Origin of the sequence: Humisphaera borealis, from assembly GCF_015169395.1 — a bacterium.
GTDB classification, from domain to species: domain Bacteria; phylum Planctomycetota; class Phycisphaerae; order Tepidisphaerales; family Tepidisphaeraceae; genus Humisphaera; species Humisphaera borealis.
The window spans coordinates 3839814-3856870 of sequence record NZ_CP063458.1; the positions used below are offsets into that span (position 1 = coordinate 3839814).

The 17057-nt window shown below is 62.9% G+C and carries 11 protein-coding genes; 5 read left to right on the plus strand and 6 right to left on the minus strand.

The genetic code is table 11. The features are described from left to right. Window positions 1-24 precede the first annotated feature (24 nt). The gene (locus IPV69_RS14310) at window positions 25-1212 is read right to left on the minus strand and encodes a hypothetical protein (RefSeq protein ID WP_206290364.1); all 1188 of its coding nucleotides are present in this window, start codon (window positions 1210-1212) and stop codon (window positions 25-27) included. A 155-nt stretch (window positions 1213-1367) separates the two neighbouring features. Between IPV69_RS14310 and argJ the strand changes: the two genes are divergently transcribed. Both argJ and IPV69_RS14320 read left to right on the plus strand, forming a co-directional pair. Further along, window positions 1368-2633, plus strand: a complete 1266-nt coding sequence (argJ, locus tag IPV69_RS14315; protein ID WP_206290365.1) for a bifunctional glutamate N-acetyltransferase/amino-acid acetyltransferase ArgJ — start codon at window positions 1368-1370, stop codon at window positions 2631-2633. A gap of 140 nt (window positions 2634-2773) precedes the next feature. Next, window positions 2774-3121 carry a hypothetical protein gene (locus tag IPV69_RS14320; protein WP_206290366.1) on the plus strand — a complete coding sequence of 116 codons (348 nt, stop codon included), beginning with the start codon at window positions 2774-2776 and terminating at the stop codon, window positions 3119-3121. Between the two features lie 8 nt (window positions 3122-3129). On the opposite strand, the gene IPV69_RS14325 is transcribed toward IPV69_RS14320, so the two are convergent. From IPV69_RS14325 to IPV69_RS14340, 4 genes are all read right to left on the minus strand, one after another. Then, on the minus strand, window positions 3130-3402 hold the full coding sequence (locus IPV69_RS14325; RefSeq protein ID WP_206290367.1) for a hypothetical protein: 273 nt from the start codon (window positions 3400-3402) through the stop codon (window positions 3130-3132). Window positions 3403-3670: 268 nt separating this feature from the next. Further along, window positions 3671-3964 (minus strand): flagellar biosynthesis anti-sigma factor FlgM, encoded by a 294-nt coding sequence (locus tag IPV69_RS14330; RefSeq protein ID WP_206290368.1) that lies wholly within the window; start codon window positions 3962-3964, stop codon window positions 3671-3673. A 415-nt stretch (window positions 3965-4379) separates the two neighbouring features. Further along, window positions 4380-5552 (minus strand): hypothetical protein, encoded by a 1173-nt coding sequence (locus IPV69_RS14335; protein ID WP_206290369.1) that lies wholly within the window; start codon window positions 5550-5552, stop codon window positions 4380-4382. A gap of 146 nt (window positions 5553-5698) precedes the next feature. Continuing rightward, window positions 5699-9109, minus strand: coding sequence for an ABC transporter permease (locus IPV69_RS14340; protein WP_206290370.1), 3411 nt, complete (start codon window positions 9107-9109; stop codon window positions 5699-5701). 153 nt (window positions 9110-9262) lie between these two features. Here IPV69_RS14340 and IPV69_RS14345 point away from each other — a divergent pair, with 153 nt between their 5' ends. Beyond that, window positions 9263-10006: a DUF2461 domain-containing protein gene (locus tag IPV69_RS14345; RefSeq protein WP_206290371.1), complete on the plus strand. Its 744-nt coding sequence runs from the start codon at window positions 9263-9265 to the stop codon at window positions 10004-10006. 25 nt (window positions 10007-10031) lie between these two features. Here IPV69_RS14345 and IPV69_RS14350 read toward each other — a convergent pair whose 3' ends face one another. Next, complete coding sequence (locus tag IPV69_RS14350; RefSeq protein WP_206290372.1) at window positions 10032-11612, minus strand: GH39 family glycosyl hydrolase; 1581 nt, start codon at window positions 11610-11612, stop codon at window positions 10032-10034. A gap of 88 nt (window positions 11613-11700) precedes the next feature. On the opposite strand from IPV69_RS14350, the gene pap reads away from it, so the two are divergent. Next, entirely contained in the window at window positions 11701-13173 is a 1473-nt protein-coding gene (pap, locus tag IPV69_RS14355) for a polyphosphate:AMP phosphotransferase (RefSeq protein WP_206290373.1), read from the plus strand. Between the two features lie 226 nt (window positions 13174-13399). Further along, entirely contained in the window at window positions 13400-16981 is a 3582-nt protein-coding gene (locus tag IPV69_RS14360; protein ID WP_206290374.1) for a glycoside hydrolase family 88 protein, read from the plus strand. Window positions 16982-17057 lie beyond the last annotated feature (76 nt).

Consider the following 17057-nt stretch of genomic DNA (forward strand, 5'->3'; position numbering starts at 1 on the left):
ATGCCGCGGGCGGGGCCGAGTGCTTTACTGCTTCAGATAGATTTTCCCATCGAGCCTCAAGCCGTTGCTGTGCAGTTCGTACGGGGCGCTCCAGTTCGTCCCGTCGTCGTAGCGAAACGTCAGCACGTTGCCGCGTTTGACGACCCTTCCCCGGCTACCACCCTTCGCGAGGCCGGTGGCATCCTGCCCGGAGAAGCCGGTGCTTGCGGTATCGGCGAACGTGCCGTTGGGATAGAGCGTGACGGATCGCGACTGCGACAGGTTGAAGGGCTGCTCGTCGACCTTCGCCGGTGCCAGTCGAACGTAGTTCTCCAGAACCCACGTGCCAACGAGCCCGGGCTCGATGGCCGCTTCCTTTACGCTGATGCTCTGGGCGACAATCTCGATCGCGCGGCCGAACTCCTTCATGCCGGCGTCGGACCCGAGGGCCACGACAGCGATCGCGACATCCTGCCGTCTGACAAGCATCACCCGGCAGATCGCCAGCTTGCCTTTGATCGTCGCCTGGTATTCCAGGATCATCGCCTCGTCGCCGCCGCAGGTCGTTTTGATCGGCTTGCCCGTCCGCTGGAAGACGGGGCCGGCGAGCTGATTGAGGAGTTGCTCGACCAACACCGGCCCGGCCACGAACAGATTGGACTGATCCTGCGCATTGGGTGTGCCGATCGCCGCGCGGAGGATGAAATCTGCCTCGCGTCCCTTGGGCGCACCGTCGCACCAGATGACGTTGTTGGCAACCCCGGGCTGTCCGTAGACCCAAGTGTCGAACCGGGCAATCGTTCCGCCGGGAAACTGCAGCACGCGGTAGGCGAGCGGATCGCCGCTTCCTGCTTCGCGCGTTGCCGGCTGTGACGAAGCGAAACGTCCGGTATCGCCGGTAGCGTGCGCCGCTTCGCCGGCGACGCGCTTCAGCCGATACTCCGCGCGACCGCTGCGCAAGACCATGCCTTCGCCGTGGCGAGCCATGGAGAAGTCGAACCGTGAACCATCGGCGGCAAACGTGCCGGTCAGTGCTTGGCCGTCGTCGATTGCCTGTGCCGGATACTGTTGCGCGGCTTTGGTAATCAGGCCGTGGTAGGACTTGCCGTCACGGCTCGACAAGTCGATCCGGAGCTGTTCGCCAGCCCATCCACCATCGTAAGTCGATGCGTTCACCGAGCCGCAAGCCAGCATCACCAGGGTCATTGCGAGTGCGACGTTGGAAACGGCCATATCGTTTCTCCGGGGTGGGTGACCAGGAATTGTTCCCTCGACATCATCAGACAGCAAGAAACGCGAGTCGTGAGTCCGCCGCGACTGCACAGCGGACCGGGTTCCCGATATAACTCCGACCCGCGACAAGCGATCAACTGAAACCGGAGGCACCGATGGCCGAACTACACCTACTTTCTCCGCGCGGCTTTCGTGCGGCGGGCGTCTATTGCGGAATCAAGAGCACGAACACGCCCGACATCGGTCTGCTGGTGACCGAGCCCGGTGCCACCGCGACGGCGGCATTCACGACGAACAAGGTCTTCGCCGCCCCTGTGAAAGTCGGCCGGGAACACATCGCCTCCGGCAGGCTCCGGGCTGTCGTGCTCAATTCGGGCAACGCCAATGCCTGCACCGGAAAGCAAGGGGAAGCCGACGCAAGACGCATGTGCGCGATCGCGGCGGAACTGGCAAGCGTTCGACCGGACGAAGTGCTCCCTTCGTCCACGGGCATCATCGGTCACATGCTGCCGATGGAAAAAGTCGAAGCCGGGATCCGGAACGTCGCCCAGTACCTCGGCGATAGCATGGAGCACGCGCATGACTTTGCCGCGGCCATCCTGACCACCGATACCCGTCGCAAGGCCGCCGCCGTCGAGGTGCGGTTCGGCAAGGAGAAGGTCACGATCGCCGGCGTATGCAAAGGTGCCGGCATGATCGGCCCGCGAATGGCTGTTGCGGCAGGAGGAGCGCCCGGCGTCAAAGCTTCAGCGGGAAAGACGAAATCGCTGAAAGGGCGCAGCGCGACCATGCTCGCGTACCTGACAACGGACGCCAAAATCGCCGCTCCTGCGTTGCGAAAGCTCTTCTCGCCCACGGTGGACGGCAGCTTTAACTGCGTGACCATCGACGACCACACGAGCACGAATGACACGGCGGTGCTTCTCGCTTCCGGCGTGGGCGCGTCGGTCGTCGGTGACAAGGACCTGGCCAAGTTCGCGGCGGCGCTGGATGAAGTCTGTCAGTCCCTCGCATATCAGATTGCCGCCGACGGCGAAGGCGCTACGAAGGTGGTTGTGGTTCACGTCCGCGGCGCGGCGAACGACGCCGCCGCCCGTGCAATGGCACGGGCAATTGCCAACAGTCCGCTCGTCAAATGTGCGATGAACGGCAACGACCCCAACTGGGGCCGCATCGTTTCGGCCGCCGGCCTGGCAGGGGTGCCATTCAATCCCGATAAAGCCACCCTGACCCTGCAGGGCACGACCGTCTTCAAGGGCGGCCGACCCGTCGCGTTTGATCCGGAGAAGGTCAGTCAGCAGCTCGGCGTTCCTGAAGTCCGCGTTGACCTCGCCTGCAAAGACGGAAAGGGGTCTGGCACGGTATGGACCTGTGATCTCTCGAAAGACTACGTGACGATCAACGCCGACTATCACACGTAACACTCCGAGAGACGCGGCCCATTCCCCTGCTGATCGAGAAAGCCCGCGGTTCGGGATCGCCTGCGTTTTGAGAGCTCTTGAGGTGTGGCGGCGCAACGGCCGCTCGTGACAAGTGGCAATCCACTCGTCACACTCGCACCATGCTCGAAGGGATTCCGCTTCTCGTCACGGTTATCGCCGGCGCGATCGCGCTGGTGCTGGTGGTCCGCTGGCGCTCACGCGACTTCGCGGCCAATCGTGACGAACTGGCGCACGACAACGTCTGCGAACACCTGAAGCCGGCGCTCGAACACATCCTGGCCCGTGGCTGCCGGATCACGCGGGTGGGTCAGAAGCACCCGGATCTGCCGCTGGAAATCCACGTCGCTCCGCCGTTCGATCCCCGGGCGGTGTATGACGAACTCAAGCTCGCCGAGCCTGTTTTCGTCTCGGATCGCAACGTGCTCTACTGCAAGGAAGACTTCTGCGAACTGGACCCCAAGGCATAGACGTCTCGTCAGAACACCACATCGAACAGCGCGACGACAAACCCGATCGCTGCCAGGACGATCGCAACGACGCTCAGAATTCCGCCGCTGACCCGTGGGCTCACGGACCGGAGAAGTCCGATCAACCCTGCAACGACCGCGATGCAGACCAGCAGCAGTCGCAGCATCGCGTGATCGACAAAAAAGCTGCCGACGGCGCAAGCGATCGCGATGATTGAGGCCGTGCTTTTTACAGGCTCGGGAACGCGGGGAAACGTATTGGGGTAACTCAGGCGAGTCATGATGCTCCTGTTGGCTGGTGACGCCCAACAGTAGCGCTCGACAGTGATGAATTGCGGCTTATTTACTGCTCATGGTGGCGACGGTGTTCGAGGAGCCATACCGCTCGCTGTCTCCCTGAACGCAGTGAAGGACCTGATATCACGGCAGGAAGACTGCCGGCTGTCGAACGACGCATTTCGCCGGTTCGACTTGGGCATTCCTTCTGCTCGAACACCGGGTCCTTCATCGCGATCAGGATGACAGGCTGACATCCCCCCAAGACACAACCTACCCTTCGAGCAGATCTTCCAACATGCGGTCGGTCGCGAGATCGAACTTCTTGTCATCGTCGTAGGTTCCGGCCGCGATCTGGGCCTTGATCTGGGCGACCTTGTCGGTCCGCACATCGCCACCGGCTTTGAGGATTTCCATGAAACCTCCGACCTGGGCACCGGACGAAAGCTCGACCGTGTCGGTTCCGCGGGCGGGCGAGGTGGTCGCCGGAGCGGCGACCGGCCTTGGGCCGGGACGATTGACGGTGTAGACGGGGGAGGTGTTACCGATGTTGTTCACGGAGCTCATGGACGACTCCTTTGCTTGGCCTGATCCCGGGGACGAGCCGACGATCAGGACGAGGAAAGTGGGTGCTTCGAGCGGGCGATTCCTTCGCCTCGCCGGCCGGCTGACGGTACATCCGCGAATCCTCGCGGCGGGCTTCATTGCCCTGTCCACGTCAACCTGACACCCCAATCATCGACCCCTGCATCGGCAACTCTTGAAGCTGTTCAGTACGCCACGAATCTGCGTTAAGTGTATGTAATTAATGTATTTATCGACTATCACAAAAACGCCCGCGCAGAATTCTCAGATTTATCGGACGATTCCTGCCGGTTTTAGTTTATCCCAAGATTCCCATGTTTCCCATATTAACGCGTCTGCAGCTTTCGCAGTATGCCGGAAACGGGTCTTATCAGACGTAACGGTTACCGGACCTGCATTACCGGACCACGCTCTTGCCCATCAGGATGGATTCGGTGAGCCGGGTCGTCATGACCTCGTTGCGATAGATCAGGGGCAGGAGGAAGCGAAAATCCTGCTGGGGACCGCGCATGTATTGCCCGAGAGTCGTCCGCCACTTCGAACGATACGGACCCAGGGCATCCTGAAGATGCGGCTCTTTGAGAGCCTTCTTCATCGCCTCCACGGCATGCACGGCAGACCAGCAATTGGGATAGATGTCTTCCGCCGATGCGGTGTAGAACCCGCCCGCCGGGCCCACGAGCAACGTGCGATTGGCGACACCTTCCTGCATGAGTGCGCCGGTGAGGGGCAGATCGATCGATTCGATATGGTCCAGCGGCACATCCGCCGCGCCCAGCGACCCAGCCGCATGGAGCACCTTCGCCCAATGGGCCAGCAGCAGAGCGGCCGGCACCTGGCTGGCCGCTTCGATCGGCTGACTGACGGCGATCTGCCAGCATTTGGGCCCGGGCAGCAGCCAGCCCCAGCAGAGCGTATCGCGCAGATTCAGCGACATCGGCGCGACCGGTCGATTGCCGACTTCGCCCCACTTCTTTCCCGCCAGTCGAATATAGCTGTAACGGTGGACGACCTCAGGTCCCCAGTTCTCGTGCATTCGCAGCAGCTTCTGCTGCAGCGGATCGGGCGTGGTTGAGAGGATGAGCGCCCTGGGTCGCAGCGTCTGTTTCCCAACCGCCACGTCGACGCCGGTCTCATCCAGCCGCAGGATCTCGAGCTTCTTCGGCGTGCAGCATTCGACGCCTGCCTGCTCGGCGACGCGCGCGAACTCCGCCCGGACGGCCTTCGACGACGCGACATAGCCGAGAATGGTTTTCGACCGGTGTTCGCTGCGGACGGCAGGGTCGTCGGAGATAAACTGCAGGCCGTAGATCGCGGTTGATTCGAGCCGCCGACGGATCGGTTCGAGGAGGGGGTGCAGGCCGAAAACCGCCGGATTGATCAGCACGAGCCGGTCGGGCTCCTGCTCGCCGGGTAGCGTGGCGTGAATGACGCGCGGTGCCTTCCCTTTTTCGCCGGCGTGCAGGAGCGTTGCCGCCAGATACGCCGACGGATGCTCGCCAATGACGAGCACGTCGAGCGGGGGCGGCAGTTTTTCGCGGGAGCTTTGTGGCGCGGCCTTGGTCTTCACGTGCGGTGGGATGATAACGGTGTGCGTGGAGAAGAGGTAGTGGCGTGATGGAATGGAACGGTAAGACGGCCACTAACTTGGAAGCAACCTCAACACCGCAACAGCAATTCTTCAGGCCCGACGGGCCTGGGTTTCCCCCTTCTAATCTATTCCCGCCGCATATCCCGCGCCGTGAAGTTCACCCCGCTGATCCGCACCGCCACCACCGACGCGAACAAGCCCAGGGCCAGCACACCGACAAGGGTCAGCACCAGCGGCATCCAGGCTATGCCGCCCTTCTGCGTCAGCAGTGTGGGCACAATGCCGAGCAGCGCGCACCCCGTTCCGACGCCCAAACCGAGCACCAGGAGCAGCACATTTTCGCTGAGGATCAGCTTCACACGATCGCCGCGGACAAAACCGATCGCCGACAGCAGCGCCAGTTCCCCGCGTCGCTCAATCACGTTGCGGATCAACACCACCGCCAGCCCGATTGTCCCCAACGCCAGGCCGAGCGAACCGAGTGTACGGAACGTGGAGAGATAGGTGTTTTGTATCGTCTGGAACGCCTCCAGCCGGGCGGCGGTCGTGTCCACGCTGACGGCGTAGGGCTCCAGCTCGGCGTTGATCGCCTGCATCGCCGGCGTCACCTTGTCGGCGGGTGTCTCGACCATCAGCGTGCCGTAACCGGCCTGGGCAGGGAATAGCTCCCGGAAATTCGCCTCGCCCATCAGCAGTTCGCTCTGAAAAACGCTGTGACTGATGGTGCCAACGAGCTTCAGCTTGCGGGCGCGGCCACGCTGATCGCTGATCGTCATCGTGTCACCGATGGACAGCTTCAGGATGTACTGAGCGGTCTCGGCGTCGGCGAAGACCGGGACATTGTCATTTTCGATCGGCTTTTCCAGTTCGGCCCAGTTCTCGAAGTCGAAGCCGCCGCGGGTAACCATCGAATGCGGCACGCCCAGGATCGTCGGGCTTGTGGCACGCGTCAGGTTCAGGCAACTGATGTCCTGTCCGGCCCATCGGCGGAGCTGGGTGAATTTGACGTCTTTCCAGATCGCCGCATCGGGTTCGGCGAAGCCGGCATTGAACCGGCCGGCGGAGGTGTTGAGGTCGCCGAGTACGCCGACCGCGGTCTGGGCGATCAGCCGGTAACCGCCGGCACCGCTTTGCTTGTCGCCGGTGTCGCCGGCCCCTTCCTTCTGCATGGATGCGACGGTAATCAGCGTGAACGCGGCAAACGCAATGAGACCGACCGACAAGACGGATCTGGCCGTATGTCGATTCGCGTTTCGAACGCCCAGCATCGCGACGGACGTAACGTCGCCGTGGCCACTTTCGTGCCGCCGCGGCCGAAGAACGCCGGACAGGTAAACCAGGCCCGCCGTCAGCAGGATTGCCCCGCCGGCCAGAGCCAGCTCGGGCTTCTTGATGACGCCGACAAGCACCATCGCGAGGAACCCGAGCCCGGCGATCGCGATCACGATCCCGACCAGCCGCAGCAGTCGGCCGTCGCCTTTCTTGATGCCGCGTGGAATCGCCGCGAGCTGCCCCGCCATCAGTCGCGACGGCGACACCTTGCCCAGCCGCCAGACGGCCCAGAGCACGGCAAAGATCGCCACCCAGAATCCGAAGATAAATCCGGCCCAGAGCGTCTTGGGGATGATGAAAAGCTCAAGCGCGGTGGTGCCGATCGCCCCCACCCACCAGGTACGCAGGCCGTACACCATCGCCGAGGTGTAGAGCACGCCCAGCAATGTGCCGATGAACCCGCCCAGAATCGCCAGGAGCGCACCTTCAGTCAGCGCCATCCATCGAACCTTCGACGGCGTAAAGCCAACCGCCGTCAGCAAACCGAACTGCCGCACCCGCTGCTCGACATTCAGCCTGAACAGCATCGCAACCAGCAGCGCGGCGGCGGCGATCAGGAAGAAGCTGAAACCCACGAACAGTCCTGAGAAATCGGTGCTTCCGGCAGACGCCTGGATCTGCTGAAACTTGGTCGGCTGGAACACAAACCCGAGGGACGCCGGGTCGATCGTCTTTCGAAGGACCTCGGCAAAGGCATCGCCTTTATTGGCAGGCACTCGAATGCTGGTGATTTCGCCGTACGGGCCCCCCCAGAGCTTGCGGGCGGCGTCGATGTGAATGAGCAGGCGTGGAGCCGCCTTGTGCTTCTTCCAGTAGGCGTCGTTGTCCTTCTCGGCGAGCTTCTCGTCGATCTTTAGCTCCGCCGGCGGGCTCCAGTCGGCGACGCTGTCGGAATCGGTCAGGCCCTTGAACGTCGGCGTCAGGCTGGCATCGGCACCAACGCCGGTCATCGGGATGATCCTGGATACCGTGAAGACGATGCCGTTCTGGGCGCTGGTGATCTCGACGAGATTGCCGTCGCCGTCGCGACGGTAGGAGTCCAGCCGAATCCGATCGCCGACCTTCACACCAAGCTGCTTCGCTGTCTCTTCGTTAAACGCGATGTCGGCCGGGCCGATGGGCCCGTCATCCAGCCGGCTGATGCCCGCGCCGATGACATAGTGCAGCGCCGGTGCGTCCTTGGCAGCGACACCCTGGTCATCGGTGACCACGACCCGGTTGACCAGGTTCACCGCCACGAGTCTGGGTGTAATGCCGAGCTTCTTCGCCGCCTCTTCGGCGGCTGCGACGATCGGCGGGTCGAGGAATGTCGCCTTGGTGGAGATAATCCGCTCGCCCGTCGCCTTCGAAGTGCCGACATCCAGGCCGTAGTCGTCAAGGCGGACGACTGCTTTGACGGCGTCGTTGAGGGTCGTCATCGCCGCCTGCATGCGGTTGTATGCCGGCTCGTCGTCGGCGGTCGCGAAGCTGAACTGCTTGTCCTTCACCAGCAGCACGTTGGCGCGGCCGGGTTGCTCGATCGCCTGCTGGAGATCGGCGAGGTTGACCCACGCATTTCGCGGGGTGCGTTGGCCGCCGGCCAGGCTGAACAGTGAAAGGAAGCTTCGGTCGCGGGCAATTCCGCTCACCTTGTCGGCTCTCAAGGTTGCGGAGAGTTCCTCCACGCTCCTGCGTGCGATGGTCCCCTCCCGGACGGCGTCTTCTTTCGACGGAAAGGTCAGGATTACCGGCCTGTCGCCGGGTTGAGCGATACCCAGGGCATCTGCGGTGTCGCCGTTCAAGAGGACCTGTCGGGCGTCGACTTTGGCCCAATCGGCTTCGGCCGCGCCTGCTTTCCCACCGCCGATCGCCATGATCTGTACGTCGCCGGTCCGAACCCGCTTGTCTCCCGCCCCGATAACGACCGACCCGGCCGAGAGGATGGCCGGACGAAGCTCAAATCCGTCCGCAATGCCCGCTGCCGTCTGCATTCTCTCGATCAGTGATTCGCCGGGCTTGTCGGCGAAGAACCGGTTGGACACCAGCGCATAGTCGACCGGCCCGAGCCGTTGGATCGCCAGCTTCCGCAGGCTCCCGCGGACCGAATCACCGACCATCAGCGATCCGGTAAGCACGGCCGTCGAGACCACCATGCCCGCGACAACGGCAATGCTGGCGGCGCGGAAGTGGATCAGATTTTTGATGATGAGTTTGATGGGGGTCATGCGACGGTCCAAAGTTCCCCGGCACAGGTGTGCCGTTCGGGTGGCATGAGCAAGCGTACTCGTTTGCCCTCACCACCGCGGTCCGTCGCAGTATACGCCTGGCGATCGCAAATCGTCCCTCGCAAGGGTGCGAGACGACTATCATGTCCTGCCATGCCGCAAGCCTCCCCGCACTTTTCGAGAAAGACGCTGACGTTCTTCCGACAGCTTGAGAAGAGCAATGACCGCGCCTGGTTCACGCCGCGAAAAGAACTGTTCGAAGCCGAGTGCCGCACGCCAATGCTGGATCTGGTCGCCTGGCTGAACGAGCGGCTGACGAAGTTCGCCGTCGATCATGTGACCGAACCGAAGAAGGCGGTTTACCGTGTGTACCGCGACACCCGTTTCAGCAAGGACAAGACGCCTTACAAAACGCACATTGGCGCGATCTTTCCGCGCAAGGGATTGTCTCGACATGGGGGTGCGGGCTACTACGTGGGTGTCTCGCACAAGGGGGTGGAGGTCGCCGGGGGCATGTACATGCCGGAACCGGAAGAACTCTCGGCGGTCCGCCGGGCGATAGCCGCCGACCCGAAAGCAGCGATCAAGCTCTTCGAGAATCGAACGATCGCAAAACTGGTCGGCCCGTTGCAGGGCTGGCAGGCGGTCCGGATGGTCAAGGGATATGACGCCGACCCCGCGTCGCCGCTCGGCAACCTGCTTCGACGCAAACAACTCTACTGCTATGTCACGCTTCCCGAAGATACGGCCACCAAGCCGACACTGGGCAAGGAAGTGATCCGGCGATTCGAGGCGATATCTCCGATGGTCGACTGGCTGAACCAGACCATCCTTGCCGCCAAGCCACAAGACGATGCCAATGACGCCCGCCCGAAGCGGCCGACGCCAATGTTTTGAGTCGTTGTCAGTTACGGCAGGAGCGTCAATCCATGGTCATCACGTCGTCCGGGAGCGGGATCGTCAGTTGCAGCGTCATTCCGGGTTCGAGCCTCGGCGGGAAGTCCTGAAAGTTGACCTCCGCCGTCGCCGGATGCGCGGCGGCCTCCAGGTTATCGAGCATGTAGCGGTTGACGAACATCGGACATCCGGACTCTTTCCACGCCTCCAGTGCACTGCCTGCCGACGGTCGGAGCACCTGCACCTGGCCGTACTTCACGCTTTCGGGAAGGCCTTCGATCGAGAACTTGGCGGGCCCTCCACGTAACGCAGCGGCGCTGGTGCCGTCTCTGTCGTAACTCGCGAGGATGCGGATCACGTTGTGATAGTCTTTGGTCACCATCGCGGTCAGACCCGGCGTCGGTTCGTGCCAGCGCCATTCGAGCTTGTAGCCGACGTGTTCGTTCAACAGCCTCAAGGCATTGAACGACGCCTTGCGAACGTCGTTGACGGTCAACAGTCCGCGCCCGCCATGGAACGGCTCGTAGTTGGCGTCACCGTGCTGGTCGATGTCGGACAGGCAGTCGTAAAGCACACCGCTGACGAGTTCGGCCGTGGAAGCCGCGACATCCGCGACGAAGCCGCCGGCTGCGCAGCGGTCGTTCTCCACCGACAGGCCCGGACCGCCACGGTTCCAGGCGGACAAAATCAGCGGCGTCGTCTCGCCGAGGGCTTCTGTCAGCTTGATCCGCACCGACGACAGTCGGTTGACGAGGGTTGTCGCGACGGCAGTCCCGTCCGTCAGTCCGCTGATGGTAATGAAGTCACACCGCTGGCCGTCGAGCACCGACGAGGTGGACGCACCCGAACCTGATTCTGACGCCAATTCGGGTTCGGCGACGGCCGTCTGGCTTGCGTCGGCAGAGGTCCCGCTGGACTCGAGTTCGGCCGATACAGACGTCGGTCGCGAGAGGGGATCGTCGCCGGCCGCGGCTTTGGTAACCGCTGGTGTTCCGCTAAATGCTTCGCTCGGCTGGGCAAGGTGATCGATAAAAGCGGTGGTCCAGTCAACGTCGGTTGCCGACGATCCGCCGACCTTGAGCTGACCGTTGACGAGCCGGATGGCTCGCGCGGTTCGGTCATAGAACCGGAAGAATGCTTCCCGTGAGTCGGTCCAGACGGCGGGGTTGTCCGCACCCGGCCAGACCTCGTAATGCCATTCCTGTGCGTCGCAGCCGTAGCGACCGTCCACGAACGCCGCCAGCGCGCGGGCCATGTCGATCCACTTCGCCTGGTCGAAGCCGCACGCGGCATCGGCCGTCCGAAGTGCCGAGGGCACGCCGCTTAGCCCGATAAACGGCGAGAAGCCCTGTTCCATCAGCCAATCGAAGGCCCGTTCGACCATGGTAAAGTCGTACGACCCGTCCGGCTGGAGGATGTTCATGTCGTCGTCGAAGATGCCGGTGAACCGGATGTGGCGGAACCCCAGTTCGTCTCGGCCCAGGTGCAGATGTCGCTGGATATCCTTGCTCAGCAGCAACGACGCCCGGCTGACATTCACGCCGTACGACCAGGGGGAGTTCAAGTAGTGCGTGGCACCGTGAAGATCGAGGTGAAGCTGGGTCATGGCTGCGCTATGTTACGGCGATCCGAACGTTGCGTCATGCGAAACATAAGACTTGGACGAATCCGTCAGGGGTACTACAGTCTGCAGCATGTTCGAGGCCGCCGAAATCGGTAACAGCATTGATAAGAAGGTCTACAAGACCGAGGCGCCCAAAACGCGCGGCGCGCTGCTGGACATGCAGCGACGGATGAACGAGCGGGGGCTGGCCGTGTGCGTGCTGATCGGCGGTGTCGAAGGCGCCGGCAAGTCCGAAACGCTCAACGTCCTCCTGGAGTGGATGGACCCGCGCGGGATCCAGACGCACGCCCTGCGCGATCCCACCGACGAAGAACGCGATCGACCCTACATGTGGCGTTTCTGGCGGCTGCTGCCGCCCAAGGGGCGCATGGGCATCTTCCTGGGCACCTGGTACGCCCAGCCGATGATGGACATGTTCCAGGGCAAGCCGCGTGCGGACGTCGATCTGATGCTGGACCGCGCCATCGAGTTCGAGCGCATGCTTCATGCCGAACACACGCTGGTGATCAAGATCTGGCTGCACCTGTCGAAGGATGCCCAGGACGCCAGGCTCCGCGAACTGGAACAGGATTCTGAGCGCCGATGGCGGGTGACCGAGGCCGACCGCCTTTACCGCAAGCACTACGACCGCATTCGCGAGATCGCCGAGCATACGCTTCGCAGGACGGGATCCGGCGAATCGCCGTGGCATATTGTCGAAGGGGCCGACGCAAGGTACCGGCAGTTGACGGTGGCTCAGATCGTGCTCAAGCGCGTTAACGAACGGCTGACGCAGCTGGCAAGGGAAGCTTCACGACCAGCGCCCAAGCCCGACCGCCCGAAGCCGGCCAAGATCAACCTGCTGAACCGGCTCGACCTGTCGGAATCGCTCAAGCGCGCCGACTACGAGAAGAAGCTCAACCGCCAGCAGGGTCGCATTGCCAAGCTCACCCGCAGGCTGCACCGCCACGGAAGATCGATGGCACTAGTGTTTGAAGGACCCGATGCTGCGGGCAAAGGCGGCGCGATCCGCCGGCTTATTCATGCGATCGACGCCCGCGACTACCAGGTCGTCTCGATCAGCAAGCCCACCGACGAAGAGCGGGCCCATCCGTACCTCTGGCGCTTCTGGCGGTATGTCCCGGGGCACGGGCGGATGACCATCTTCGACCGCTCATGGTATGGCCGGGTCCTCGTGGAACGTATTGAGGGATTCTGTCGTCCGGAAGAGTGGAAGCGAGCCTACTCCGAAATCAACGAGTTCGAGCAGCAGTTGTTCGATTCCGGGTGCATCGTGCAGAAGTTCTATCTGAACATCAGTCCCGACGAGCAATTGAGCCGCTTCAAGGCTCGGCAACAGACGCCTTACAAGCAATATAAGATCAACGACGAAGACTGGCGTAACCGCGAAAAGTGGGACGCCTACGAAGCCGCGGCCTGCGAGATGATCGAACGGACCAGCAGCGAGTCAGCGCCGTGGGTTCTGGTCGAGGCTAACGACAAACTCTGGGCGCGGATTAAGGTCCTGAAGGCGGTGGCGGACAGGCTTGAGGAGTCGCTATAGCTACGTCAGGCCGGTTGGGGTGTCACAAACATGTTCCCGCACTGTATTTTGGATGTGGCACTTCGCCGCCTGCCGGACGTAGCCTGATCCACTGGCTTATCGTTTCTTCATCGGAAGACAAACCGGCCCCTATAAGATTGTGACTGTGGCGGGCGGACGGTCGTAACGATGGGTTGAGTGCCGCACGAAACCACGGAGGGTCTGCTGTAACCGGCGGTCGCCCGCAATGATGAAACTGAAACGCCCTAAACGCTCGGCCACCCCTCCGCGACAACGTGGCACCCGCCCGGGCCTCGAGCCGCTGGAATCTCGGGTCCTCTTTGCGTTTTCGGCGAACGTCAACTTCCAGCCGGCGGGCGTTCCTGTCCCAGTGGGGTATGTCGCCGATACCGGACTCGTCTACGGCGCACGCAACGGCCTGACCTACGGATGGAACGCGGCCAACAACAACGGCCTTGACCGCAACAGCAGCCTTTCCCCCGATCAGCGCTACGACACATTCAACCGCCTGCAGGCGACCGGCGCCGGCAATACCTGGGAGATCGCCGTCCCCAATGGCAGCTACCAGGTCACGATCGTCGGCGGCGACTCCTGGATCGGCGGCGTCTACAAGATTGATGTCGAAGGGGTTCGCGCCATCGACGGCGTACAGACCGATGCCAGCCGCTGGCTGTCCGGTAGTAAGACGATCGCCGTCACCGACGGCAAGCTCACCGTAAAAGCCGGCAGCGGTGCATCCGGCGCGAAGGTCAATTTCATCCAGATCACGGAGGTTCCCCCTCCCAACCCACAGCCGGTGATCTCCGGCTTGTCGCTGGTGAACGCCGCCACCGAGCAGGTCATCGGCACACTCACCAACGGGCAGGAGATCAATCAGGCCGTCGTTGGCGATCAGCTGTCAGTCCTGGCGACTATCGGCGGCACGACCAGCGGCAGCGTCAAGTTCGATCTGGACGGCACCTACTCGCGCGTCGAAAGCGGTCTTCCGTATACGCTGTTCGGCGACAATCCCGGCGATATCCTTCCCGGGCCGCTTCCCGTCGGCACACACCAGCTCGTGGTGACGCCATACAGCGCGGTCAACGCCGGCGGGATCGCCGGAACGCCGGTGACGATCAACTTCACCGTCGTTAACGCCGCCCCGCCGCTCTTCGCGGCCAAGATCAACTTCCAGCCGGCCGGCACCCCGATTCCAGCCGGATATCTCGCCGACACCGGACTCGTCTATGGCGTACGCAACGGGCTGACGTACGGTTGGAACGCGGCCAACCCCAACATGGTTGACCGAAACGCAGTCGAATCGCCCGATCAACTCCGGGATACCTTCGCTCGGCTGCAGGCGGCCAACTCCGGCACCATCTGGGAAATCGCCGTTCCCAATGGGAACTATCAGGTCACGATTGTCGGCGGCGATGCCTGGATTGGCGGGGTTTACAAGATCGAGGTCGAGGGCGCCCTCGCGATCGACGGCGTACAGACCTCGGCCAGCCGCTGGCTTACCGGCAACAAGACCGTCGTCGTGAGCGACGGCAAACTGACGGTCAAGGCCGCCAGCGGTGCCCAGGGCGCGAAGGTCAACTTCATCGACATCACCGCGGTTCCGACCGTTCCCCCGGGCTCCGTGCCTTCGATTGCTGGCGTCACCCTCGTGAATGCCGCGACCGATTCCGATCTCGGCGCTCTGTTCAACGGCCGCGCGATTAACCTTGCCGAGCTCGGAACGCAGCTCAACCTGCGTGCGGACCTCGGCGCCAATCCCGCGGGGAGCGTTCGCTTCTCGATCGACGGCGTCTCGGTGCGGGTGGACGATGGCGCGATCTACACCATCGGCGGAGACAACGGTTCGGATTACCTCCCCTGGACCCCGACCGTCGGCAATCATCGACTGGTCGTTACGCCGTACACCGGCCCGGGCGGTACTGGTACCGCGGGGACGGCCAAGACCGTCGATTTCAAAGTCATCAACCAGCCACCGCCGACGGTTGCTGCCGTGACGCTCGTCAATGCCGCGACGGACAAAGATATCTTCCCACTGACCGAAGGGCAGATCCTGAACCTGTACACGCTCGGCCGCCAGCTCAACATCAATGCGACCCTGGCAACCAGTCTTACGACGGCGAGCGTGAAGTTTGTTTTCGACGGCGTGAGCCGCATCGAAAGCAGCGCCCCGTTCGCCGCTTTCAGCGACGACGGCGGCGATTTCGTCGCCTGGACGCCGTCGCCCGGCCCGCACACGCTGGTCATTACGCCGTACTCGGGCACCGGAGCGACCGGCTTGGCCGGGCCGAGCGTAACCGTCAACTTCACGGTCATTGATGTCGCGCCGCCGATCGTCAGCGCGCTGATGCTGGTCAATACCGCAACGGGCGAGCCCGTCCTTCCGCTGACCAACGGCATGACGCTCGACCTGACGCAGACCGGGTCGGCACTGACCGTGCGAGCCAATGTCTCGCCGAGCACACCGGCCGGTATGGTCAGCTTCCTGCTCGACGGCTGGAAGCGAACCGTGGACACCGCCGGCCCGTTCTTCGCCCCCGGCGACGACGGAACGGCGACCCTGGAACTGACGCCTGGCTTTCATACGCTAACTGTGATCGCCGCGACGGCCGGCGACACCCCGATCGCCGGACCGGCATACTCGGTTTCGTTCACCGTCACGCCATTCGCGCCGACGGTATCGCCGAACACTGTCGTGGATCAGCGCCTGGCGACACTGCTGAACTTCTCCGCCCGGCAGCTCAACCTGACCCTCGACGACTTTGCCGGGACCGGCAAGTTCCCACAAGTCACGTTGCCGAACGGCCTCTGGAGCCAGGTGACGGCGGCGACCTGGTCCAGCGGGTTCATGCCGGGCATGCTGTGGCAGATGTTCAACGCGACCGGCGACGACTACTGGCGCGAGAAAGCCATCCCGCTGGCCAACGCCTTCAAGGGGAACGTTACCTGGACAGAAGACACCGAGTTCCGGTGCTTCGTGCCCATGCTGCAGCTCTACGCCGTCACCGGCGACACCGCCATTCGCGACCTGCTCCTCACCGCGGCAGCCAACAAGAGCGCGCAGTTCGACCCCGACGTGCAGGGCTTCTTCACGAGCTGGCGGACCAGTTCTTCGGGCAATCCGAAGGCCAACTTTGGCGTACTGATGGACCAGATGATGGACTTGGAACTGCTGTTCTGGGCCGCCAAGCAGACCGGCAACCAGACCTACTACAACCAGGCCGTCGCCAACGCGCGTACCGTCGCCAAGCACCTGGTCCGCCCCGACGGATCGAGCTTCCACTGGGGCTACTTCGACAAAGACACCGGCGACTTCATCAGCGGCGAAACCGCCCAGGGCTATGCCAACAACAGTACCTGGGCTCGCGGACAGGCGTGGGGCATGTACGCCTTTGCGATGGCTTACCGCGAAACCGGCCTGACCGAGTTCCTCGACACCGCCCGCAAGATGTCCGATTGGTACATCGCGCACCTACCGGCCGACAAAGTCCCATTCTGGGACTTTGATGACCCGGCGATCCCCAATACGCAGAAAGACAGCTCCGCCGCGTCGCTGGCGGCATCGGCGCTTCTGATGATCTCCGACCTCGCCTCTGCCCCTGCCGACAAATCCACCTATGCGGTGGCCGCCGGCGGCATGCTCGAGGCGCTTTCGTCCCCCGAATACCTCGCCGACAACACCCAAAGTCGATCGATCCTCAACCGCGGCGCATGGTACGTGCCGGCCCCCATCAGCTCGCAGGAAAGCGGTTTGATTTGGGGTGATTACTACTTCCTGGAGGCCCTTAACCGGTATTCCGGACGTATCTGATGCACCTGCCGGAACGTCAGGGCCGGCAATGAAACGGCGGTGCGCTCCGCCTGGCGCAGTTGGTCGTCCGGCAGGG

Bases quoted from the DNA above. Each gene is read 5' to 3' on its own strand.
- IPV69_RS14310 (WP_206290364.1), bottom strand. From the start codon at position 1,212: ATGGCCGTTTCCAACGTCGCACTCGCAATGACCCTGGTGATGCTGGCT.
- IPV69_RS14330 (WP_206290368.1), bottom strand. From the start codon at position 3,964: ATGAGCTCCGTGAACAACATCGGTAACACCTCCCCCGTCTACACCGTC.
- IPV69_RS14320 (WP_206290366.1), top strand. From the start codon at position 2,774: ATGCTCGAAGGGATTCCGCTTCTCGTCACGGTTATCGCCGGCGCGATC.
- IPV69_RS14345 (WP_206290371.1), top strand. From the start codon at position 9,263: ATGCCGCAAGCCTCCCCGCACTTTTCGAGAAAGACGCTGACGTTCTTC.
- pap (WP_206290373.1), top strand. From the start codon at position 11,701: ATGTTCGAGGCCGCCGAAATCGGTAACAGCATTGATAAGAAGGTCTAC.
- IPV69_RS14325 (WP_206290367.1), bottom strand. From the start codon at position 3,402: ATGACTCGCCTGAGTTACCCCAATACGTTTCCCCGCGTTCCCGAGCCT.
- argJ (WP_206290365.1), top strand. From the start codon at position 1,368: ATGGCCGAACTACACCTACTTTCTCCGCGCGGCTTTCGTGCGGCGGGC.
- IPV69_RS14340 (WP_206290370.1), bottom strand. From the start codon at position 9,109: ATGACCCCCATCAAACTCATCATCAAAAATCTGATCCACTTCCGCGCC.
- IPV69_RS14360 (WP_206290374.1), top strand. From the start codon at position 13,400: ATGATGAAACTGAAACGCCCTAAACGCTCGGCCACCCCTCCGCGACAA.
- IPV69_RS14350 (WP_206290372.1), bottom strand. From the start codon at position 11,612: ATGACCCAGCTTCACCTCGATCTTCACGGTGCCACGCACTACTTGAAC.